General features: G+C 58.1%; 18 protein-coding genes. 3 read left to right on the top strand and 15 right to left on the bottom strand.

Annotated elements, in window-relative coordinates:
- Positions 1-201 precede the first annotated feature (201 nt).
- Positions 202-1,185, top strand: a complete 984-nt coding sequence (locus QFZ88_RS27230) for a LacI family DNA-binding transcriptional regulator (RefSeq protein WP_065997174.1) — start codon at positions 202-204, stop codon at positions 1,183-1,185.
- 270 nt (positions 1,186-1,455) lie between these two features.
- On the opposite strand, the gene QFZ88_RS27225 is transcribed toward QFZ88_RS27230, so the two are convergent.
- The 14 genes from QFZ88_RS27225 to QFZ88_RS27160 all read right to left on the bottom strand — a co-directional run bounded on the left by QFZ88_RS27225 (position 1,456) and on the right by QFZ88_RS27160 (position 15,921).
- Positions 1,456-2,925, bottom strand: a complete 1,470-nt coding sequence (locus QFZ88_RS27225) for a cytosine permease (RefSeq protein WP_083237659.1) — start codon at positions 2,923-2,925, stop codon at positions 1,456-1,458.
- A complete protein-coding gene (locus QFZ88_RS27220; RefSeq protein WP_065997175.1) occupies positions 2,922-3,158 on the bottom strand; it encodes a hypothetical protein in 237 nt (78 codons plus the stop codon). Before QFZ88_RS27220 ends, QFZ88_RS27225 begins: the two co-directional genes overlap by 4 nt.
- A 391-nt stretch (positions 3,159-3,549) precedes the next feature.
- Positions 3,550-4,395, bottom strand: coding sequence for a 5'/3'-nucleotidase SurE (gene surE, locus QFZ88_RS27215; protein ID WP_065997176.1), 846 nt, complete (start codon positions 4,393-4,395; stop codon positions 3,550-3,552).
- 27 nt (positions 4,396-4,422) lie between these two features.
- A complete protein-coding gene (locus tag QFZ88_RS27210; protein ID WP_065997178.1) occupies positions 4,423-5,586 on the bottom strand; it encodes an NAD(P)/FAD-dependent oxidoreductase in 1,164 nt (387 codons plus the stop codon).
- Entirely contained in the window at positions 5,583-5,966 is a 384-nt protein-coding gene (locus tag QFZ88_RS27205) for a cupin domain-containing protein (RefSeq protein WP_065997180.1), read from the bottom strand. The genes QFZ88_RS27210 and QFZ88_RS27205 overlap by 4 nt, the downstream gene beginning before the upstream one ends.
- 251 nt (positions 5,967-6,217) lie before the next feature.
- Entirely contained in the window at positions 6,218-7,045 is an 828-nt protein-coding gene (locus QFZ88_RS27200) for a DeoR/GlpR family DNA-binding transcription regulator (protein ID WP_083237660.1), read from the bottom strand.
- Between the two features lie 120 nt (positions 7,046-7,165).
- Entirely contained in the window at positions 7,166-8,611 is a 1,446-nt protein-coding gene (locus QFZ88_RS27195; protein ID WP_065997182.1) for an aldehyde dehydrogenase family protein, read from the bottom strand.
- A gap of 53 nt (positions 8,612-8,664) precedes the next feature.
- The gene (locus QFZ88_RS27190; RefSeq protein WP_065997186.1) at positions 8,665-9,453 is read right to left on the bottom strand and encodes an SDR family NAD(P)-dependent oxidoreductase; all 789 of its coding nucleotides are present in this window, start codon (positions 9,451-9,453) and stop codon (positions 8,665-8,667) included.
- A 33-nt stretch (positions 9,454-9,486) separates the two neighbouring features.
- Positions 9,487-10,470 (bottom strand): phosphotransferase, encoded by a 984-nt coding sequence (locus QFZ88_RS27185; RefSeq protein WP_179654250.1) that lies wholly within the window; start codon positions 10,468-10,470, stop codon positions 9,487-9,489.
- A gap of 667 nt (positions 10,471-11,137) precedes the next feature.
- Positions 11,138-12,166, bottom strand: coding sequence for a branched-chain amino acid ABC transporter permease (locus QFZ88_RS27180; protein ID WP_065997190.1), 1,029 nt, complete (start codon positions 12,164-12,166; stop codon positions 11,138-11,140).
- Complete coding sequence (locus QFZ88_RS27175; protein WP_065997194.1) at positions 12,167-13,081, bottom strand: branched-chain amino acid ABC transporter permease; 915 nt, start codon at positions 13,079-13,081, stop codon at positions 12,167-12,169.
- A complete protein-coding gene (locus tag QFZ88_RS27170; protein ID WP_065997196.1) occupies positions 13,081-13,836 on the bottom strand; it encodes an ABC transporter ATP-binding protein in 756 nt (251 codons plus the stop codon). Before QFZ88_RS27170 ends, QFZ88_RS27175 begins: the two co-directional genes overlap by 1 nt.
- Positions 13,833-14,564 carry an ABC transporter ATP-binding protein gene (locus tag QFZ88_RS27165; protein WP_065997200.1) on the bottom strand — a complete coding sequence of 244 codons (732 nt, stop codon included), beginning with the start codon at positions 14,562-14,564 and terminating at the stop codon, positions 13,833-13,835. The genes QFZ88_RS27170 and QFZ88_RS27165 overlap by 4 nt, the downstream gene beginning before the upstream one ends.
- Before the next feature lie 145 nt (positions 14,565-14,709).
- Positions 14,710-15,921, bottom strand: coding sequence for an ABC transporter substrate-binding protein (locus tag QFZ88_RS27160; protein WP_083237661.1), 1,212 nt, complete (start codon positions 15,919-15,921; stop codon positions 14,710-14,712).
- Positions 15,922-16,614: 693 nt separating this feature from the next.
- On the opposite strand from QFZ88_RS27160, the gene QFZ88_RS27155 reads away from it, so the two are divergent.
- Positions 16,615-18,672: a hydantoinase/oxoprolinase family protein gene (locus QFZ88_RS27155; RefSeq protein WP_179654252.1), complete on the top strand. Its 2,058-nt coding sequence runs from the start codon at positions 16,615-16,617 to the stop codon at positions 18,670-18,672.
- 11 nt (positions 18,673-18,683) lie between these two features.
- Entirely contained in the window at positions 18,684-20,474 is a 1,791-nt protein-coding gene (locus QFZ88_RS27150; RefSeq protein WP_065997207.1) for a hydantoinase B/oxoprolinase family protein, read from the top strand.
- A gap of 105 nt (positions 20,475-20,579) precedes the next feature.
- Here QFZ88_RS27150 and QFZ88_RS27145 read toward each other — a convergent pair whose 3' ends face one another.
- Positions 20,580-21,410: a GntR family transcriptional regulator gene (locus tag QFZ88_RS27145; protein WP_179654254.1), complete on the bottom strand. Its 831-nt coding sequence runs from the start codon at positions 21,408-21,410 to the stop codon at positions 20,580-20,582.
- Between the last annotated feature and the right edge of the window lie 15 nt (positions 21,411-21,425).

The following is a 21,425-nucleotide window of genomic DNA, read 5'->3' as shown; positions in this document are numbered from 1 at the left end:
TGTCAACGTTGTCATTTAAACAGAACGACAATCCCAGTATCGGGTCGTTGACGCGGGCGTGCGGCGGCATTCAAATATGGTTTCAAGGAGATTCCCGCGTTGGTGCGAAACCGCTTTTTCGAACCCACCTCAGCGCCATTCGAATGTCTAGATGCCGCAGCCGGCGTCTAAGAGACCAAGGCAAAATTCCGGAACAACGGCATGTCCAAGCCACCTACAGTCCACGACGTTGCGCGGCTTTCGGGCGTCTCCACCGCTACGGTCTCTCGTTACTTTGGAGGCAAGGCAAACGCCCTGGCGCCGGAAACGCTCGAAGTCGTGCGTAAGGCCGCGGAGACGCTCGGTTATACGCCATCTGAAATCGGCCGCTCCCTCAGGCTGGCGCGCAGCCGGGTCGTCGTCATGATGGTGCCGGATGCAGCCAATACGTTCACGACCGATGTCGCCGCCTCCGTTGAGCAAGCGCTAAAAAAATACGAACTGTCCATGGTGTTGGCTAATTCTGCGGAGGACCCCGATCAGCAAGACCGCCTTTTGACGGACGCGCACGGACTTCGGGCACGCGCAATCATCTTGCAGGGCGCTATCGACACGCCCCCACTCCGTGCAATGGCTGTACGGCAGGAAAACATTATTTTCGTCAATCGCCGCCCCCCAAATGGAATCGTTGCCCCCTACGTGGGCGTCGACAACCACGCCGCGGGTCTGGCGGTTGGCCGCTACTTCGCCAAACAGGGCTACGAAAACTGCGTGGCGATTTCGGGACCACATCACTATTCCGGCAGTAGCGAGCGGCTCGAGGGATTCCTAGCGGGCCTAGGGAAAAAGAAGCCAGTGTCCCTGCTTGAAAGTCCTTTCACCATGGAAGGTGGTTACCAGCATGGCAAGAAGTTGCTCGCCGGCCGCCGTCGGCACTACTCCGTTTTTTGTGGCAACGACATGATAGCCTACGGCCTGCACCGAGCCGCAATGGAGCGCGGCCTCGACGTGCCTAACGACCTGGCTATTTTTGGATTTGATGACAACAGGATGAATGACTGGCTAGCGCCGTGGCTTTCCACCGTGCAGGTGTCGGCGGCAGATTTTGGACCGGCGATCGCCGATCTCATTGGCTCACCCTCGCTAGAAGACAAGGGCGCAAGTTTCATTTTGCCATTTCAACTGAAGCTTCGAACATCTGCTTAGCACGCCGTCCTTCGGGGCTTCCGTTTCAAGAGCCAGATCGCGCTGTCGCGTGCAGCAGCTGTTCACATCGCGACAGTGCTTTTGCTCTTGAGGCGTTCATCGAGGTAAGGCGTGCCCGGCAGGGTCAGCGCTCGCAACCTGCAACTAGATGCATATCCTGTGTAGTCCGAGGGCCTGGGCAAATGCTGGCCCGTCAAGTCGAATGTCCGGGTAGCCGCCAAGCTGATGGGGCTCGATGCCAGCGAACCCCATCAGTTTGACACTAGTCACTCAAAGGGCGGGCACGATCTCATGCTTTGGCTCGCGGGCATCGCGATAGCCGCCAATGCCTGAGGGGATCACGACCAGCCGCATCACGACATAGTATGCGACCGCTGCCAGGACCATGGTCGGAATGCCGGCACCCAGATATCCTGCATAGGCATTCATCGAGGCGGCCACGGGATCATACATCCAAAGGTACAGCCCGATGGATCCAAGCGAGATGACAATCGCGACCCAGTTCACGCCACCCCAGAACCAGTAGATGTTGCGGGAGTCACGTGAAAACAGATGCTCGGGTTCGAGTCGCTCCTTGCGCAGCAGGAAGTAGTCGACGAGCGTGATCCCAGTAATGCCCACGAACATCACGCCGTTGATCGACAGCCAACTCATCACCGAGGCAATGACCCACTCGGTGCGGAACGCGACATAGATGCCGGGGAGCAGGATCAATCCGAGAAGAAGGTCCCAGCGCAGTCTTGTCAGCGGCCGGATCTGCTGGATGGAAACGCCAGAAAGATAGATCATGATGATCATGGTCGCGACATTGGCAAGCAGAACAAACGACATGATGACCGTGCCAAACACCGGGCCGCCAAGCTTGATCATCCAGATGGTGGGGTCGGGTGTTCCGGCGGACACGGCTGCGAGGGCCGCGACCATCGAGATCACGGCAGCCCCCAAGACGCCTACACCCATTACGGATGGGCCCATGATGTGGCGTCGCTTGCCGACAAGGCGCGTCAGTCCGCCCATGACGGGCCACCAGGTCAAAGAATTCGATACGCCAAATTCCACCGCGAGGGCGAACCCTTGCGTCTTCGTCTTGACCAAGGCCTGATCGACCGGAACATCAATGGCGAAGACCGCGGGACCAAACTGGTAGAGAAGGATGCCGAGCATGATGACGGTCACAATCATGTGCCCGGGCGCGATATAGTTGCTCAGACGCTCGAAAAGCCAAGGCCCGCGGCTTGCGATGAGCCAAACCAGCAAAAGCGCGGCCAGTGCCAACACGATCACCATGCCCTCGACAGGTCGGTCGGTGGATTGCTCAACGGTCTGGACAACATTTGCTGCGCCGCGCGCCGTAAGGGCAACCACTACATACGTCCAACCGACGAGGGTCGCCAGAAGGCCGAACAGTGGTAACAGCACCCCGTAAGTGCCAAATGACGACTTGGCCGCGTCGATTGTGTCCACGCCATATTTGTAAGAAGGGACGGCGGATGCCAGCGTCACGGCGGCCATCCCGATCAGCAAGCCGGCCAGGTAGCCCAGAATGCCTATGCGCGTATCCCCGACATAAGGGAGATAGCCTCCGATCAGGAACGCCCAAGTGGCGGCACTGAAAGCACAGCAAGTCCAAGTGAATGATGAGTAGCTGTTGTAGATTCGTTCGTGGCTGCGAAGCGGCAGCCTGCCAGCCAGAGCCTCGCTTACAACGCGGGCCTGCACTCCCTTGACATCGCCGCTCATAGCGCACCTCTGCCGATGACGACCAGCGTTCCAATCCAGATTGCCGCACCGACCGCCGCCCAGAACAGTCCTTCGATGATGATGGGCCTTGATGTGGCGAAGCAGTCCGACGATGCGTGCGGCTCCATGCGCAGGCTCTGGAGCCGCACCGCCAGTTCCTTGTCGAGTTCGCGGGAGAGATCTCCTGATGCTCCGCCGGCTCCAGCCCCGGCGAGACCTGATAGCTCGGTCATTGCTTGTGTTTCCCCTTGCTGCACCAATTTGCTTTGCCGCAGAGCGCTGGGTGCTTGGCTCCGCAACTTACCAAAAAGCTAACATTAACATTTCACTTTTGTCCACATGATTCGTTGTCATTTTCCACAAAACTTCACATCCAGAAGCGAAATTGGCGACACGTCGGCACGGGCATCCATATTGGAAGCCGCGCGAAGGCTGCGCTTGTCCGAGGTGATGTGGAGCAAGGCGAAAGCTCAATCACCGCCGACAAGGTCTAAAATGCCGGGGATTTTATCCGCATCGACAAGTCTCGTGCGATCGGGACGATGTCTTTGGATCTCGGGCCAGGAGCTTGTCGAAGCCGCCTCCGGACCCTTTCGGTCGCTCGGTCGCTTTTTGCCTGCTCAATTAGGGAATGCGGCTTCCTTCCACCATGATAGAAGCATTCAGGTCCGCAATTGTGCGCTTCGCCCAAGCCAGCAAACGCCTTCGGGCATGACGATCGGTCCATGCAAAGTTCATTGGGGTGACTGAGGCATACCCGTCGGACAGTGCTCGCACATCGCTACCGGCTTCCCCTTCGAAGATAGGGTCCTGCTCCGCATGGGTAGCGAACAGAAGCCATCCGCGACCTTCGTCGGTCTCAACGACTGGGATGGACGAGCGTTGCCAAATCCTGCGGTCGAGCGAAGCCAAGACAATGGACTTCGCCGGCTTTGCCGGCGCATTGAAATTGAGCACCGAGCGTGAAGGAAGACGGTCCCGGTCTTCGACCATTCGTTCGACCAGGCGGGCCATCAAGGCTGCACCGGCTTCGAAATCATACCCTTCAAGATCAACCAGTCGAAAGCGGCCGTCCCGCGATTGCTGGGAGGCGGCAAGCGAAGGAAAGCCCAACATGGCGCCTTCGATGGCAGAGCCTAGCGTGCTTGAGTAAGTGGCGTCGTCACCAAGATTGGCGCCCTCGTTTATTCCAGAGACCACGGCCTCCACATCGTCGGTCAGCCCCGCAAAAACGGCCACCCGAACGCAATCCGTAGGCGTGCCGTTTGTCGAATAGACAGGATTTGCATCATCCCCACCCACCCGCGTTAAGATGATCGGCTTGCGGAATGAAGCTGATCTGGCCGTTCCGCTCCGCGGCCCGTCAGGGGCTACTGTGACCACCGACATGCCCGCAGCGACAAGTGCCTCGCGCGCGGCGGCTACGCCGGGCGAAAGATAGCCGTCGTCATTCGTGAGCAGGATTTTCACGTCAGATTCCTTTGCTGGGAGCGGACTTTATGCTGCCTCGGGCAGCAGGGATGGACGATCCGGCAGACATATCTCGGCTTGCGGGACAGTAACCGGCTTTCCAAGCAGCGCCCATTCGGCGGCCAGAGCGCCCAAAACAACGCCGCTGGTAATGCCGACCCCGCCTAGTCCCGCGACGACAAGCACGGAAGGATCCGCCTTATAGGGTCCGACCTGAAACAGTCCATCCGCGCTCAACGGATAGAGTCCGAACCATCCCGGGCGAAATCCCAGATCATCGACGTGCAGGCGATCGCTGACCATTTGAGCAACTTTGAGAAAGTTGTCGTCGCCGTCTGGCGGGCTGAAATTGTCGGGATCGTTGACCGCCAGGCCTGGCACCGAGTCATATGTATGCAACCCCGCGATCAGCGAGTCCGGCCCGTCCTGACGGAAATAGATCCCTTCGGCCGCCTGTCCTGGCATATAAAAATTGCACATCGGGACCGCGTAGCCGAGATCGCGCGGGAGCTTCACCCGCACCACCTCGTGAACTTCTGGATTCACGGCGACAGGATGCCCCAATATGCGGCCGACCTGTGGCGCCCACGCGCCGGCAGCGTTGATCACAATATCTGCTTCGACCTCGCCGCCGCCGGTTGACAGGATGTGCACGGAGCCGTCCTTCCGGTAGGCCTTGAGTTGGGTGTTAACGAGAAAGCGAACACCTTTCTCGCGGGCCTCGTCAACCATTGCCGAGCACAGCAGATGACCATCAAGGTGGCCGTCGTTAGGACCATAAAGGGCCGCCGTGACGTCTTCGATAACGAGATCGGGCACCAACTTCTTTATCTCGGCCCTGGAAAGGATTTGCGCATCGCTTGCCCCCAGGGACCTTTGGAAGGTTAACGAATGTTCGAAAGCGCCCACGTCTGCGTCCTGGGTCGCAAACCGCAGGTTGCCAATGCGGGCAAGCGGCAGCCCCCGCTCGCGCTCAAAACGGAACAGCAGCTCGCGTTCGCGCACCCTGATCTCGATGTCGAGCGGACGAAGGGTCTGGGCGTTAAAGACACCCGCTGATCGTCCGGAAGATCCGGATGCCGGTGTGGACTTGTCGATGACAACGACATTTTTCGCGCCCAGTTCGGCTGCGCGGCGGGCGGCACCGCAGCCGGCAACCCCAGCTCCGATGATTGCAATGCGCGCATTCATGCCGGCTCTCCTCCAGTTTCTGAATTTGCAATTTGCCTCGCCCGCCAGTCGACGGGCGCAATTGATATGAAAACCATTGCCCCATCGCCCTGGTATTCGACCGCGGTCCCTTCAGGAATCCACAGGACGTCGCCTGGGCCCAATTCGTGCACTTTGCCCTCAGAGTTCAGGCGAAACTTGCCTGAGATCCCCGCGATCAGCTCATCATAGCGGACGGTCCATCGCACCGAGCGGCCGTCGAAGCGTGCAAGGTAGGCTCCCATGGTGGTCGAGTCGCTCGGCCCTATAAGTCGGCTGATAGATGCAGTGCCCGGCCCGTCGCCGTATGGCGAGAAGGTGACCTTGCCTGCCTCGAACTTGCGAATCCCGTCCAGGGCCATTTCCAAATCTCATTCCTCAATCGCCGAACCGACCGGCAATGCTTTTCGCTGCATCCTAGTCGCGCGCCGACCTTCATCGCGAAGGCGTATGGTCGGCCGAAACCCTCGGCGGCGATTTAAAATCACCACCGGGCATTTGACGCGCGTGGGCTATTTGCCGTTGAGACTGCACGGCCAAATTCGCAGCGTCACCTCTCTGCTGGATTTGCCATGCGTACACCTATCCCTGTTGCTGTTTGCTCAAAGCCAACTCAGGCTCGTTCCTGTACCCTTGCGTTCGTGCGAGGACCGCGAGGTGACGACTTGTCGGATGCTCCAGACTTATCCGCACTGATGAATTGGATTTCGTGGGCTGCAAAACTGGCCGCCAAGGGCGCCTCGGGGGACCTGTCGGAGACGATCGTATCGATCTCCTCGAACGAGGCGCATTTGAAAAGACAGCGTTTCCCGAACTTGCTGGAATCGATCAGCGCAATCGCCTTGCTGCCGGCTTCGATCATGGCCTGCCAACAGGCCACTTCGTCTGCCGTGTCACTAGTAAGTCCGATCGAGGCCTCGACCGCGCCAACCGAGAAGAACGTCTTTTCGGCAGAGTAGCGCCTGATGTTTTCGACCGCGACGACGCCAACCGTCGATCCTAGATAATCGTCCAGTCTGCCACCCACGGCATGAACCTCGTTTTCGCCGCGAGAACCCAAAATCCGTGCAGCGTCCACGGAATTGGTGATGACCCTGAGGTTACGGTGATCGCGCAGCGCCAAGGCTAGATAACACGTGGTGCTTCCCCCTCCGATCATGATCGTATCGCCGTTGTTGACCAGGGCAGCAGCCGCGGCAGCTATTTTGCGCTTCAGATCTGCATTGAGATTGAGGCAATGCTGAAAGGCGGCTTCGCGCAGAACGTCGGGAAGCGTGGCGCCACCGCGCACGATCTCCACCACGCCCTCATCGGCCATTCTCTTCAGGTCACGACGAACGGTCTCGCTGGATATCTCGAGTTCGTTCGCCAAATCGAGCAAATTTACCCGCCCAGAGACACGCAGGATGTCGAAAATACGGTTTCGCCTTAGTTCACTCATGAGTTCGTCCCTGTGGTTAAGGTGCCTCGCTTATGGCTCAAATTAACAACGATGCGCACCTCTCGCCACATCATTCATCAAATACGGAGGAAACCGGCCGTCATCGCAGAAGCGCCTCCTTCAGGCGGCGCTTCGCGACCATCCGGCAACGGCCTTGATTTCGAGATACTCCTCAATGCCCCAGCGACCCCCCTCGCGGCCGATCCCCGAATGCTTGTATCCGCCGAAGGGGCTGCCGGGTCCACGCGAGGCGCCGTTCAACCTGACCACGCCGGCGCGGATTTTGCGGGCAACCCGCTGTGCGCGCGCCGAATCCCCGGTCTGAATGTAGGAGCTCAGACCATAGACCGTGTCGTTGGCGAGGCGAATTGCCTCCTCCTCATTGTCAAAAGGCATGATTGCAAGGACTGGTCCGAAGACCTCTTCACGTGCAATTCTCATGTCATTCTCGACATCTGCGAAGATGGTCGGCCGCGTAAAATAGCCCTTGTCGAAATCTGCCGGTCTGCCCGGTCCTCCCGCGACCAGTCGCGCGCCTTCGCCAAGTGCAGCAAAGATCAGCTCTTGAACTTTATCGAATTGGGCCTTGGAAACGAGCGGTCCGATATGGTTGCCTTCTTTTCGAGGGTCGTCGGGCTGCATTTCGGCTGCGACGGCGCGCGCCGCCTCGATGGCCTGCTCGTAGGCCGACCTTTCGACCAACATGCGGGTCGGTGCGTCGCAGGACTGCCCGGTGTTGGTGAAGCAACTGCGAGCGCAGCGCGCCGCCGCTGCAGCGACATCGAGGTCGTCGAAAATGATATAGGGACTCTTGCCGCCGAGCTCGAGCGCAACACGTTTGAAGCTGTCGGCAGCAGCTCGAGAGACGGCCGCACCAGCTCGGGACGAACCGGTGAAGGAGATCATGTCGACATCGGCATGCCGCGCCAGTGCTTCACCGGCTGTCGGCCCGTCACCATTGACCAGATTGAAGACACCTGCGGGATAGCCGGCCCGATCGATGAATTCGGCAAACAGCATCGAGGATAGTGGCGCGATTTCCGACGGCTTCAAGACCACGGTACATCCGGCCGTCATGGCGGGCGCTGCCTTGAGGCAGACCTGGTTCATTGGCCAGTTCCAGGGCGTGATCAATCCGCAAACCCCAATAGGTTCGCGGATAATGCGATCATCGGGTGCCTGGCTGCTGAGCACATCCTCGAATCGAAAGTTCTCGAACTCGCCCAGGAATATTCTCAAATGTGACAAGCCTGAAGCGGCCTGAGCCGTTCTTGCCAGAGTAAGGGGGGCGCCCATCTCCGACGAGATGACCGAAGCCATTTCGTCAATCCTTGCGCTGTAGATCTCGACCAGCCGCCTAAGCAGTTCAATGCGGTCTTGAACTGCCACGTCACTCCATTGCGAAAACGCGCGGCGCGCGGAAGAAACGGCGTGGTCTATATCTGCCGCGCTCCCTAGCGAAATCTGCGCCAGGGGAAGCTCACTGGAAGGGTCGACAACATCGAGCAGTCGCCTCTCCTGCGGGTCTACCCAACGGCCATCAATGTAGAACTTCGTGCTTTGCATGATTGAAATCCAGTTGCCGAGCTATGCGCTTCATTAGAATTTGGACGGCGGACTCAGCCAGGCAGCGATTCGTATACGTGCAGCGTCGCAAGTGTTCCGCAGTCGACTGGCACATCGATGCCGGTGATGCCTGACGCCCGGCTTGAGGCCAGAAAGCCTACGGCCTCAGCGACTTCCTTGATCTTGACGAGACGACGCATGGGGACGCGCTCAAATCGGGTGAGCATGTAGTTCAGCGCCTCGGCGGAGACGAACTCTTCGATCATTTTTGTATGGGTCCAGCCGGGACTCACCGAATTGACCCTGATGTTGTGGGCGGCGAGGTCTTTCGCGGCATTCTTGGTGAACCCCACAACTGCAGCTTTGGCCGCCACGTAGGATGACTGCGGACCATCCCAGCCATTGGCATCGATTGAGGCTATGTTGATGACGGCGCCGCCACCTGTGTCCTTCATTCGTCGCGCGGCCCGTTGCGTCATCAAGAATGTGCCATTGAGGTCAGTTGCGATCACCTCCAGCCACTTTTCGTATCTCACATCGAGGAATTCGGCCTGATCAACAATACCCGCATTATTGACCAGTACATCCATCTTGCCGTGCCGGGTCCCAATTTCGCTCAGCACACGCTCGACATCGGCCTCATCAGAAACGCTGCCCAGATGGACTGAAACGGCCGCCGCTCCGGCGGCTTCAACTCTGGCAACCGTTTCCTTCAGAGACTTAGCGGTGCGCCCCATTAGGGCAAGTGAGGCGCCTTCGCTGGCCAGATGCTCGGCGATGCCTTGGCCGATCCCCTGCCCCGCCCCGGTGACGACTGCCAGCAACCCATTCAGCATTCCCATCTGCAACAATCCTTAAGCTGGAGCAATCGCGATCTAGAACAAAGCACCAGGCCGCACGACCGCGGCGCGGGCCGCCACCTCATTGAGCGGCGTGGCGGCAAGGAATTCTTTTGCCAATTCCATGTTTACGTCACTGTGGTGCTTGTAGCTCCAGCCGGTGAGAAGCGTTGCCCGGTCGCTCATGCGCGGTTCGGCCATGGCGGCCCAGGACACCTCGCGAAGCGCATTTACGAAGCGCAGGATGCCGACACGGGCTCGCTGGCCGTCGTCGAGGTCCGGATCGTAAAGTTTTAGAAAGTGTTCGGTTTCGTTCGGCGTCATTTCGGCCTGCGACGTTGCCCCGGCCAGATCAAGCGCCGTCAGCGAGTAACCGCAGTAGTCGAAATCAACGAACTTGACCCCTTGCTCACACATAAGAAAGTTCTGCGGGACCAGATCGCCGTGGATGAAACCCATTGGTGGATTCGAACGAACAAGCACGGCTTCCAATGCCTGAGCGGCCATCCAACATTCGTCAAAACCTTCCGGAAGCGATCCGTTGACGACTTCGACGCCGCGCAGAAAAACACGAATATCTTCAAAGACGTCAAACCGCCGGCGACCAGGATCAGCCTTATGCAATTTGCGCATAGCTTCGACCATTTGGGCTGCGTAATCCTTTTCGCGGATTGTGGCCGGTCTCAGCGTTTCGCCCACGATGAACTCGGAAATGAAGTCGCCAGTTGGGGAATAGGCGTAGATCGAAGGAGCGACGCCTAACCGCGACGCTTCCACCTGGCCGTGAATTGCATCAACCAGCGCAGCATTGTTGAAGTGCTCGGCACCGGGATCACGAAGCTTTACGGCCCATTGCTTTTGACCGTCGGCAACCACCAGATTTATATTGTTTGCACCGCCGGCCAGCGGATAGACATCAAGCACCTTGTCTTTGCCGATGCAGTCCCACTCTTCCAGGCAAGCGATGGCCTTCTGGCGTATCGCATCGGTCACATCATCCGAGAACTTGTAGCTATTCACCAAACCTCCCTCTCGCGACCTGTTCCCCTGGCCGTCGGACGCAGCCTTCTCGTTGGTCGAGACAGGGAATGCGCGCCATCGGCCTTAGCGGCCTTTTGTTGGCAGCGCCCATTTTGCATGTGATATTTTGACTGTCAATCCCCATGTTTTTGACAAATCTTGCCATTTCGAGATTCAGCAGCGCCGCCAGCCTTCCAAGCAGTAACCACGGCATGAAGGCTGAAAATGCGCGACCGCGCTGGGGCTTTTGCAACTGAACTTAGGCCGCTCGCCATTTCTGTTCGGCAGTCGGCCGGAACGCCGAGGCTAGCAGTTGCCGTCGTCTTATGGTGGTTCTACTCAGCCCGTTATTCGGCTACAGCACCAGTTTCCGGACGAAGAAGGCGAACGTGCAACGATAAGACACCGCGCCTTGGAGCCCGGCTACGTTTTGCTCGACGGCCACGAAGTAGTTTTGGCATAGGTGGGCATCGAAGGCTTGCGGTCTGCAGAGACGCCAGAGTCCGTGGACGGATCATGCCGCGGCTATGGCTTCGCCTTCCGCGCGTCATGTCCGCCACTGTATGCGTTACGCTTGTCGCGTCCTTCCTGCGTCATTCAGTGGGCAGCCGACCGCCGCGATGACAAGCCCCCTCGTCCACACTGGCTAAGAGCGTACCGGTGACGGTCAAGAAATGGGCTGCTTGCCCGGCGCTTGCGGCAGGGTGAACTCCCGACCATCCATGAGGCCTCTTGGTCGAAAGATCAGGATCAGGACCAAAATTACACCCAGCCCAACTTGTTGTAGACCTTTCGGTACCTGTACCACGGCGGTCCCACTCTCCATAACGCGCAAAATTTCAGTGAAGACTGTCACGCAAAGCACACCGACGACAGCACCACCAAGGCTCTGAATTCCACCCACGGTCAACATTGCGATCGTCAGAAACGTCAATGTCAAATAGAAGCTATCTATGGTCAAAATCCCCATGAACGAACCGTAGAGTGCCCCACCAATCCCTGCTACGACAGCGCTGAGAACCCACGCGATCAGACGCATGTGTCGGATCTGAACACCTGACGAGCGTGCCGCAACTGGCTCGTCGCGGCTAGCCCGAAGCATGAAGCCGTATCTCGACGATTGGAATGCAAACGCAATCCAAACGGCGCATATGGCAGCCATGGTTGCCAAGCCGGGGCCGACGTCAACTGGAATATTGGAGATAGAGCTAGTGCCTGCGGTGACAGAGTCCCAATTGCTGTACACAGCGTAGACGATGGCCAAGAAAGCGAAGCTGGCGATCGAGGCCGCAATTCCAGCCAGACGCACAAAGATGAGCCCGATTATGAGCGCGACAATTCCGCTCGCAATGGCAGCACTTAGCAATCCAATCTCAAGGGGATAGGTCGCATTGAGGAGGAAATCGGGCAGGCCTGGAAGATAGAGAGGCTTTACCATCGGCAAGGTGCAACATGTAAACCAGGCCGCTGCATAGGCGCCGATCGCAGCGAAACCGATATGAGCATAGGACAGAATTCCAGAATTGCCGACAAAAATATAAAGGCCGACAACCATCACGACCCGGATCATCATCTCGCTGATTATTTCAGCTGTCGAGCCACTGGAGACAATGCTGACCATTCCCGACGCAACCAGCAGAAGGGTTGGAACCAGGGCCGGCCAGATGGGCCTAAGCAAATCGCTCAATCTCGTCATCTAGACACGCTCCTCAATCGCCTTGACCTTCAGCAGACCGCTTGGCCGGATGACAAGGAGTAGGACGACAAGGCCGAAGAGGAATGCGTCTCGAAACGGACGAGCTTCAAGCGGGAGGTATGCTTGCAAGAAGGAACTTGCTGCTCCAACCGCCAAGCCTCCAATGACCGAGCCGGTCAGGCTCCCCATGCCGCCGATCACAGTTGCAATGAAGGCATAAAGCACAACGCCGAGGCCCATAGTGGGCGACAACACACCTGTTTGTGTAAGTAGCAGCAAAGAGATTGCACTTGCCAGCAGCCCACTGATGGCGAATGCTAGGCCAATCACAAAGTTGGCGCGTACACCAAGGTAGCGCGCCATCTCAAAGTCGTCCGAGGCGGCCCGCATTTCGATCCCGAAGCGCGTTCTGTACAAGAAGGCCGTGAGAAGCAGGAGCAAAACGATCGTCGTTGAGATGACAACGACCTGCAGTACTGGCAGCCGAACGCCGCCAATTGACAGAACCTGGCTAAGCTCTGGCCACAGGCCGACGGACTTCGGTCGCGATCCATAGATCATCAATACGATGTTCTGTATGGTATAGCCCAGTGCGAACGATGCCACCATTAGCGTGGCAGGATGCGCCCGCCGCAGGAAGCGGAAGACAAATCTGTCGGATAACAGCGCTGCTGCCACCACGATCACGCAAACAGCTACGATCAGGGCCATAGCGTTCCAGCCGCCAATGAACACGGTGGCGGTTGCCGCAGTCGATGGCACAATCAGGCTGTAGGCTCCTATTGTTATGTAGTCTCCATGAGCGAAATTGATCAAGCGCAGTATACCGAAAAGCAACCCGATCCCCAGCGCGGCCAAAGCATAAAGGCTGCCCAGACTTAGCGCGTCTATCAGTGTTTGGATGAAATAAGCCATCAGGAGTCAACCTCCTCCGTCCAAGCTTCATGATGCGAAACGCTGCCAAAATATGCGTCGGACAATGCCGTTCCAAGTCTGAGCTGTTGTGCGGACCCCTTCAGGCGTATAGATCCGTCGCGAAGAACATACACCGTCTCAGCGAATTTCAGCACCCTCTTTGAGGTCTGCTCATTGATAAGGAGGGTCAGACCTCGCTCGCGTCTCAATTCCAAGAGCAACTCGTAGACTTCATCGACAATTTTGGGGGCAAGTCCCAATGAGGGCTCATCGACAAGCAAGAGTCGAGGACGCGTCATCAAGGCCCTTGCAATGACAAGCATCTGTTGCTCGCCGCCGGAGAGTTTGCCTGCAGTCTGCGAAAACCTCTCGCGCAAGCGCGGGAACAGTTGAAGCAATCGCTCCATGTCGTTCAACGAACCGGCGCGATCTCGCACCACGTGCGATGCCACCAGCAGATTTTCGCGTACTGTCAGGGTGGGGAATACATGCCTTCCTTCTGGAACCAGTGAAATGCCCGAGGCCGCAAGGTCCTCAGGACGCCGGCCGACGATCGTCTGACCATCGAATTCAATATGTCCCTTGGAGGGCTTTATGCCCCCAGCGATGGCCCGCAGGATGGTGGACTTTCCGGCCCCGTTGGGGCCAACGATGACGCTTATGGATCCATTGTCGATGGACAAGGAGACGTTGCGCACTGCGGTCATGCGGCCATAGGCGACCGAGACATCGCTGACTTTCAGCATCTCGGTCATACCTCGGCCCCCAGATAGGCTTCGATCACCGCAGCGTTGGTGCGGATCGCTTGGGGTGTGCCCTCTGCCAGGGTTCGGCCGCCGTCCAGGACGTGGATTTTGTGACTAACCTTGAGCACGACTGTCATGTTGTGCTCAATCAGGATCACCCCGCATCCGAAGTTGGCGGGCAGGGTCTGCACGACTTGCATGAGCTCTTCACATTCGACATCCGACATGCCGGCTGCCGGCTCGTCCAGCAGCACGAAGTTTCGGGGACCTGCCAGGGCTCGCGCGATCCCGACGCGACGCTCATCCGTGTAGGGCAGCGCCGACGCCAAATTGTGCGCAATGCCAGCAATACCCAATCGCTTCAGAAGCTCCGAGGCCTCGCGACGCGCCACGCGCCTGGAGAGCCCCGAGGCGACAAGTGGAACCTCGACATTTTCGAGGACGGTCATATCGGCAAACAGGCGCCCGCCTTGAAACGTCCTGGTTATACCGCGTCGTCGGAAATCGACCGCATTCCATGCGCTGGCATTTTCGCCGTTGAGCGTGATCTGTCCCAAGGCGGGCCGTTGGAAACCGGTGAGGCAATTGACTAACGTTGTTTTGCCGGCGCCGTTAGGCCCAATCAGTCCCAGAATCTCACCAGTCGATACCGAAAGGTCCACGCTTTGCAGAGCCTTCACCCCGCCGAAGCTCACGGTAACCGCATTCGCACGCAGTTCCTGCCGATCAGAGCCCATCAAATCGCAAACCTTCTTGTCTTTCTATCGCCAGGGACATCGCACCTTTCGTTGCAGGCTTGTCGCGGATCCGAACCCGCGGCGATTTCAAGGGCGCATTTTGCGGATGCAGGCGCCGATCGCCAAGGCGACCGGCGCGTCTGCCTCAGTTCTTGGTCCTGAAAAGCACATCAAAGGGGACCGGCTCGCTGATGCGAAACTGATCGACAACCTTCGGCTGGCTGTTCTCATACTTGAGAATTTGCATCGGAACATCGGCCTGGATGTGAAGCTTCGAGGTGAAGGTGCGCGGGCCAATCATGGTCATTTCCTCTTTGTATTGCTCCATCACCGGCACGACGCTCGCCGCGTCGGTCTTACCCGCCTTCGTGACGGCGCGAGCCCAAAGATCGAGGAACGTGTAGGGCAACAAGCCATAGACGGTCGCAGGCGCTTGACCGTATTTGGCTTTGTATTTCGCGACGAACTCATTCACCGCTGGGCGTGGGTCGTCACCGTGTACTGAGGCCTGGACCGGTATGTAGAAGTCATTGAGGTTCGGAACAGCGTCAACCCAATAGGTGCCGTCCATGGCCGATCCTGATAGAATAGGCATCGTCAGACCCGCGGAACGCAATTGACGTATGGCGCTCGCACCACCGGGCACGTAAGAGCAGACCATCAGCACGTCCGGCTTCTTGGGCAGCGCCAGGATGCGGGTAATCTGAGATTGGATTGACGGGTCATCATTCTTGAAAGTATCGCTGCCGAGCGAAGTCAGCCCGACCAGTTTGGTACCCCATTTGTAGCCCGCGCAAAGGGACTTGTTGTACTCGTTGATCGAGTCCAGCAGGGTATATTCCGTCTTGGCACCCAGCTTTGAGTATGCCCAGCCGGCAATCGACGCTCCTTGGACCTGCGATGCGGCGGACGAGGTGAAGGCGTACGGACCGGCGCCCTGTACGCCAGCCTTGGGGTCTTCAGCCGCAAGAAAGACGGAGAGTTTGCCGGCGCGTTGCGCCGCCGCGGCCGCCGGCGAGCCGGCGTCGTAGTCGCCTGATACCACAATAATGTCGGCGCCTTGGTCGACCATCTCCTGCCCCGATCGGGCGCTCTGCGCGCGGTCCGATTTGGTGTCTGATAGGACCCATTTGATTTTGCGGCCTAGCAGCCCGCCCTTGGCGTTCTGGTCGTCGACCCACATCTTGATCGCGTTGGTGCCGTCGCCATCATAGGCTGCCATGAAGCCCGACTGGGCGACCGCCATGCCAACGATCACATCACCATCTTCCGCCGACGCCTGCGCCGCGAAAATGCTAGTGATAGCAACGATAGCTGCGCTTGCAGCGAGATATCTCGCTGCCTCAACCCTGCTCATTTTTTGCTCCTCCCGAGCTGTAAGTTCACTTTCTGCGATCGCAGAAGTAAATTCGGTACTCTGCACTGAACTGTTTGTCAATGAGCGTTGGTTGGTCACTCACGAACGGCCTAGCTAGCGGACTGGTGCTTTGGTCCCGTGGCTGCTTAACGGCAGCTCTTTGCTGTTCAAGATTCAGACGCCCGACCACCACTGTCAAATTACGATCGGTGATGGAGGCAGATCATCCAATTTTATCAGAGCTGGCAGAGTCGACCCGTTCCGTCCTCTCGCTGACAAGTGGATGATCCGTTCCCGGCCAGTCATTTTTCCACTCAAGGCCCCGCCCGGACCGGCAGCACTGTGGCCCCCGCCGGGGAGCCGATATTCGGGCCGACCGAATCGTGGTTAGCCTATTGAGATGGAGGATCGGCCACGCCCGCGACGGCAAGGTTGCTCACAGCTCATGCCTATTGGGGAGCAATGTCCTGGATACCGAATGATCCAAGCCAGCTAAGTTGTGGACCGAGGAGCCTAGACTGCTCGTATGGGCGACTCCATGGCAGCCCCATAATATCGTTGGTAGCGCCCGCCGCTGATCATTCTTTGATGGAAGGAAAATAAACGCGCTTCCATAACGCCCACTTCTGTGATCTCATAAATGAAATTTCGATTGCATATGAATGCAGAGGCGGCGGGCAGGGAGATATCTGGATGCGCCTGGCTTGTGACACCGGCGGAACCTTCACCGATCTCGTTGTGGAGAGAGGTAACAGCATTCGGCTCTTCAAAGCCTCCACAACGCCGGACGATCCGGTGAGAGGCGTGCTTGATGCCTTGACGCTTGCAGCCGAGGATGGAGGGCAAGAGCTATCCGAATTCCTAAGCGGCGCGGACACTTTCATCCACGGCACCACAAGGGCAATCAACGCCATCCTCACTGGCCACGTTGCGCGCACGGCGTTCCTTACGACCGAAGGCCATCCCGACATCCTGATGCTCCGCGAAGGTGGACGGATGGAGCCGTTCAACTTCACTGTTGCCTATCCAGAACCTTACGTGCCGCGCGAGCTTACTTTTGAGGTGTTTGGCCGAGTCGACGCCAAAGGTACCATCAGGAAACCGCTCGATGAAGATGCGGTGATCAGAACCATCCAGGCAATGAAAGCCCGGCGCGTTGAGGCCGTAGGCGTCTGTTTGCTGTGGTCTATTGTCAACAACGCCCACGAGAAGCGGGTCGGAGAACTCCTCGACGTGCACATGCCTGGCGTTCCCTACACGCTCTCGCACGCGTTGAACCCGACCCTGCGCGAGTATAGGCGCGCATCCGCGACTGTGATCGACGCCTCGCTGAAGCCTCTGATGTTTAATTATCTCAATGGTCTCACCAGGCGGCTGAAAGCCGCCGGTTTCACGGGCCGGGCCCTGATGGTGACTTCCAGCGGCGGCATCATGGATGCCGCAGCAGTTGCGCGTGCGCCAATCCATTCTATTAACTCCGGCCCGTCAATGGCCCCTGTCGCAGGGCGCTTTTACGCCGCTCGCGACTTTGGTGGCGCGGCCGCGATCGTGGCCGATACGGGCGGCACAACATACGATGTCAGTCTTGTTCGTGATGGTCGCATTCCATGGACCCGAGAAACATGGATCGGACAGCGGTTCCGGGGACATATGACCGGCTTCCCGTCGGTCGACGTTAAAAGCGTCGGTGCCGGTGGCGGCTCGATTGCATGGGTCGACGAAGGCGGGCTGCTGCGCGTCGGCCCGCAAAGTGCGGGATCGACACCCGGGCCGGTTGCCTACGGCAAAGGCGGTGTCGAACCCACAGTTACGGATTGTTCTATCATCCTCGGATACATTGACCCCGATTTCTTCCTTGGTGGCCGGATCGTGCTGGACAAGGAAGCGGCTCGCAAAGCTCTGAAGGAGAACGTTGCTGACAAGCTCGGCTTGGCCATCGAAGAGGCGGCGGCCGCTGTTCTTGCTCTCACGACAGAGAAAATGGTCGGCGCAATTGACGAAATCACCGTCAATCAGGGGATCGATCCGTCCGATTCGGTGTTGATCGGCGGCGGCGGGGCGGCTGGTCTCAACGCTGTCGCGGTTGGGCGCCGGCTGGGTTGCGCGGGCGTGCTCATTCCCGAAGCAGGCTCCGTCCTATCAGCCGCCGGAGCGCTGATGTCGGACATCACGTCCGACTATGCTCGCATGTCGTACACCACAACTCGCCAATTCGATTACACCGCTGTCAACGGAATACTCGAAGATCTTGAGAACCGTTGCAGGGAATTTGCAGATGGGCCCGGAGGCGATGCGCTGGAGGTCTCAATCGACTTCTCAGTCGAGGCTCGCTACATGCACCAGATTTGGGAAATCGAAGTGCCATTGTCCGCAAACAGGCTGGTCGACGAAAACGACCTCGATGCATTGAGATCGGCTTTCCACCAGACTCATTTAGCCATATTCGAAATTTCGGATGAGCAATCTGATATCGAATTTGTCACCTGGCGGGCCAAGGTGAGTTGCAAGATCCGCCAGGCAGGAACCGGCCGCCTGCCCTTTGCTTCCGGCACCAGCCATGTCTTAAAACGTAAGGTCTACTTCTACGAAACCGGCTGGCAAGACACCGATGTGATCAGATTTGAAACGATGGAGCCCGAAACCATGGTTGCAGGGCCTGCTATCATTGAATCTTCTTTCACAACTGTGGTCGTCGATCCGGACACAAAGGCCGCGCGTACCAAAGACGGCGGACTGCGCATTACCTTTTGAGGAGAGCCACCATGGAAACAACCGCCTCGAATTCTCGTGCTGACGGTGTCAAGATGGCTATCCTGGCAAGCCGCTTCGAGAGCATCGCGCGCAAGATGCAAAATACGCTGTTCAGAACAGCGCGGTCCGGCGTTTTGAACACCGCACATGATTTCTCCTGCGTCATTCTCACCGCCGATTGCCGACTTCTTGCATCGGCGGAGAGCTTGCCCATTCATACACTTGCGGGTCCTGACCTCATGTGTCAGGCGGTGCGCCAGCATCATCCCGTTCTTAAACGTGGCGACTGCTTGCTCCATAACAGCCCCTATGAAGGCAACTCGCACCCTGCCGACCATTGTTTGATTGTGCCCGTCGTGGACGACGACGGAATTGTGCGTTTCTTCGTATTGGCCAAGGCCCATCAAGCCGATTGCGGCAACTCGAAGCCTACGACCTACATGGGTGATGCCCGGGATGTCTATGAGGAAGGAGCCCTCATCTTCTCTGCCGCAAAGATCCAATCCGACTACCAGGACAATGATGACCTCATTCGCATGTGCAAGGCCCGTATCCGCGTGCCCGAGCAATGGTGGGGCGATTATCTCGCAACCTTGGGCGCGGTCCGGATTGGTGAGCGGGAACTTCTGGCCTTGGGAGAAAAGCATGGCTGGGACGCACTGTCCTCTTATACGGAAGCATGGTTCGACTATTCGGAAGCGAAGATGGTTCAGGCAATCCGGCGCCTCACGTCCGGACGCGCGACGGTCAAATCGGGGCACGACCCGTTCCCCGGCGTACCGGACGGAATACCGGTCAGCGTGACGTTAGAAATAGATGCCGAAGCGGGCCGAATTGCCATCGATCTGGCCGACAACGTCGATTGTCAGCCGTGCGGCCTCAATCTGTCAGAAGGGTGTTCCCGCACGGCCGCGATGATCGGCGTCTACAACGGCATTATCGATCACACGGTACCGGCCAATGCCGGGAGCTTCCGGCGTATTTCCATCCGGTTGCGCGAGAACTGCGTGGTAGGCATTCCTCGGCATCCTTTCTCCTGCTCGGTGGCGACAACCAATGTTGCAGACCGCGTCTCGACATCCGTCCAAAGAGGCATCGCCCAAATTGCCCCAGGATTCGGCATGGCTGAGACCGGTCCAATCATCCCCCCTGCGACAGGGGTAATTTCGGGTGTGGATCCCCGCACCGGAGAGCGGTTCGTCAACCAGCTTATGCTGGGTGCCACGGGTGGCGCCGGCACGCCGGTCACCGACGGCTTTTTGACTATGATCCATTCAGGCAACGCCGGACTTTCACGACAAGACAGTGTCGAAGTCGACGAATTGCATCATCCAATGATCATAGTGAGCCGCCGTCTCATCGTGGACAGCGATGGCGCCGGCATGTATCGTGGAGCATCTTCTGTCGAGGTCGAGTTCGGACCGACCGAGGATTGCACCATGACGGTGATCTACGCCTCGGATGGTACCGTAAACCCTGCTGAGGGCGCTTTCGGAGGCGGCAACGGGGCCTGTGCGGCAGCCTACCGGCGCAATCTCGACGGTACCCTTACCACCCTCCCGGCCTGTCACAGCGAAACGCTACGGCCAGGTGAAACGATAATTTCCCATTCGTCTGGCGGCGGTGGCTATGGAGATCCGAAGAACCGCGATCCGCACAAGGTCCTGCACGACGTTCGCGAGGGTCTGGTTACAGTAGAACGCGCCAGCTCGGTTTACGGCGTGGCGTTATCTGCCTCGGCCGTCGGATCGGAACTGGTCATCGATGAAGCGAGGACGCAGGCGCTGCGCGCAGTCTCATGATTTCGCGGAGGACAATGGCGGGCCTGCATCTGCTCACTGTCAGGGCAGGTATCCTTCGTTGGCAACCCGCTGCCGATGAGCCACCGCGGCGAACGGAAGGAAGCCTTAGGATCGATCTGGCAATTGGGCGACGATGACGTCGTGGGCCGCAGTCAAGTCATCTCGCAAAGCGTCGGCCGCCAAGTCGGGCTGATTCATAGCGAGGGCGTCGATCATTTTGTTGTGGAAACTGATGTTGCCGTGTGAGGGCATATATCGTTGCAGGGTTGGGCCTATGCGAAGCCACAATGTCTCAATCAGCTCGACCAACATCGTAGACCCAGACAGTCTGTAGACCTCGAAGTGAAATCGAAAATTCTCTGAGAGAGCCCGTTGGACTGAGCGCTCCTTGCCAGTTAAGATCTTGTGATAATCTTCGGTCATACGCCTGAGAAGGTTGATATCATCGCGGCGAGCCTTCTTAGCGGCACGTCGAATTGCTTGGCATTCGAGCGCCAGGCGTATTTCAAATAATTCTTCGAAATCGACCTTATCCGGGTCATAGACGACAAACGCGCTCTTGTTGCGGCCCGTTACCGCGCCGTCGGCCTCGAGCCGTTTCAGCGCCTCTCGCACTGGCGTAGGGCTTACGCCAAGTTCTTCTGAAAGCGAGCGTATGGTCAACCGGGCGCCCGGCTGGATAGCTCCGCTCATCAAAGCAAAGCGGATCGCGCCGTAGACTTGTCGTTCGACCGATGTTCCTTGCGCGGAAACGATTTTGGGCAATGGAGGCGCTGACCCCTTGGGTCGTCCTGCCGCGGAGCGGGTCTTGCGTGCGTGACTTTTCACCAATTTCCTAGCCAACCCGACTTCCCAACCGAGATTCGCCTTTTTGCAGATTGACTTCGAGATTGTCCAGGGGTAACCGTCTTCTGTGATCTCAGAATCATAGCGCATAGCAACCGCCGGCGA

It is taken from the genome of Mesorhizobium sp. YL-MeA3-2017, assembly GCF_030814575.1.
Taxonomy (GTDB): Bacteria; Pseudomonadota; Alphaproteobacteria; order Rhizobiales; family Rhizobiaceae; genus Mesorhizobium; species Mesorhizobium terrae.
This window is presented reverse-complemented; position numbering and strand designations above follow the sequence as displayed.

Bases quoted from the DNA above. Each gene is read 5' to 3' on its own strand.
- QFZ88_RS27200 (WP_083237660.1), bottom strand. From the start codon at position 7,045: ATGAGTGAACTAAGGCGAAACCGTATTTTCGACATCCTGCGTGTCTCT.
- QFZ88_RS27210 (WP_065997178.1), bottom strand. From the start codon at position 5,586: ATGAATGCGCGCATTGCAATCATCGGAGCTGGGGTTGCCGGCTGCGGT.
- QFZ88_RS27195 (WP_065997182.1), bottom strand. From the start codon at position 8,611: ATGCAAAGCACGAAGTTCTACATTGATGGCCGTTGGGTAGACCCGCAG.
- QFZ88_RS27180 (WP_065997190.1), bottom strand. From the start codon at position 12,166: ATGACGAGATTGAGCGATTTGCTTAGGCCCATCTGGCCGGCCCTGGTT.
- QFZ88_RS27150 (WP_065997207.1), top strand. From the start codon at position 18,684: ATGGAAACAACCGCCTCGAATTCTCGTGCTGACGGTGTCAAGATGGCT.
- QFZ88_RS27190 (WP_065997186.1), bottom strand. From the start codon at position 9,453: ATGGGAATGCTGAATGGGTTGCTGGCAGTCGTCACCGGGGCGGGGCAG.
- QFZ88_RS27220 (WP_065997175.1), bottom strand. From the start codon at position 3,158: ATGACCGAGCTATCAGGTCTCGCCGGGGCTGGAGCCGGCGGAGCATCA.
- QFZ88_RS27225 (WP_083237659.1), bottom strand. From the start codon at position 2,925: ATGAGCGGCGATGTCAAGGGAGTGCAGGCCCGCGTTGTAAGCGAGGCT.
- QFZ88_RS27155 (WP_179654252.1), top strand. From the start codon at position 16,615: ATGCGCCTGGCTTGTGACACCGGCGGAACCTTCACCGATCTCGTTGTG.
- QFZ88_RS27175 (WP_065997194.1), bottom strand. From the start codon at position 13,081: ATGGCTTATTTCATCCAAACACTGATAGACGCGCTAAGTCTGGGCAGC.
- QFZ88_RS27160 (WP_083237661.1), bottom strand. From the start codon at position 15,921: ATGAGCAGGGTTGAGGCAGCGAGATATCTCGCTGCAAGCGCAGCTATC.
- QFZ88_RS27205 (WP_065997180.1), bottom strand. From the start codon at position 5,966: ATGGCCCTGGACGGGATTCGCAAGTTCGAGGCAGGCAAGGTCACCTTC.
- QFZ88_RS27230 (WP_065997174.1), top strand. From the start codon at position 202: ATGTCCAAGCCACCTACAGTCCACGACGTTGCGCGGCTTTCGGGCGTC.
- QFZ88_RS27165 (WP_065997200.1), bottom strand. From the start codon at position 14,564: ATGGGCTCTGATCGGCAGGAACTGCGTGCGAATGCGGTTACCGTGAGC.
- QFZ88_RS27145 (WP_179654254.1), bottom strand. From the start codon at position 21,410: ATGCGCTATGATTCTGAGATCACAGAAGACGGTTACCCCTGGACAATC.
- QFZ88_RS27170 (WP_065997196.1), bottom strand. From the start codon at position 13,836: ATGACCGAGATGCTGAAAGTCAGCGATGTCTCGGTCGCCTATGGCCGC.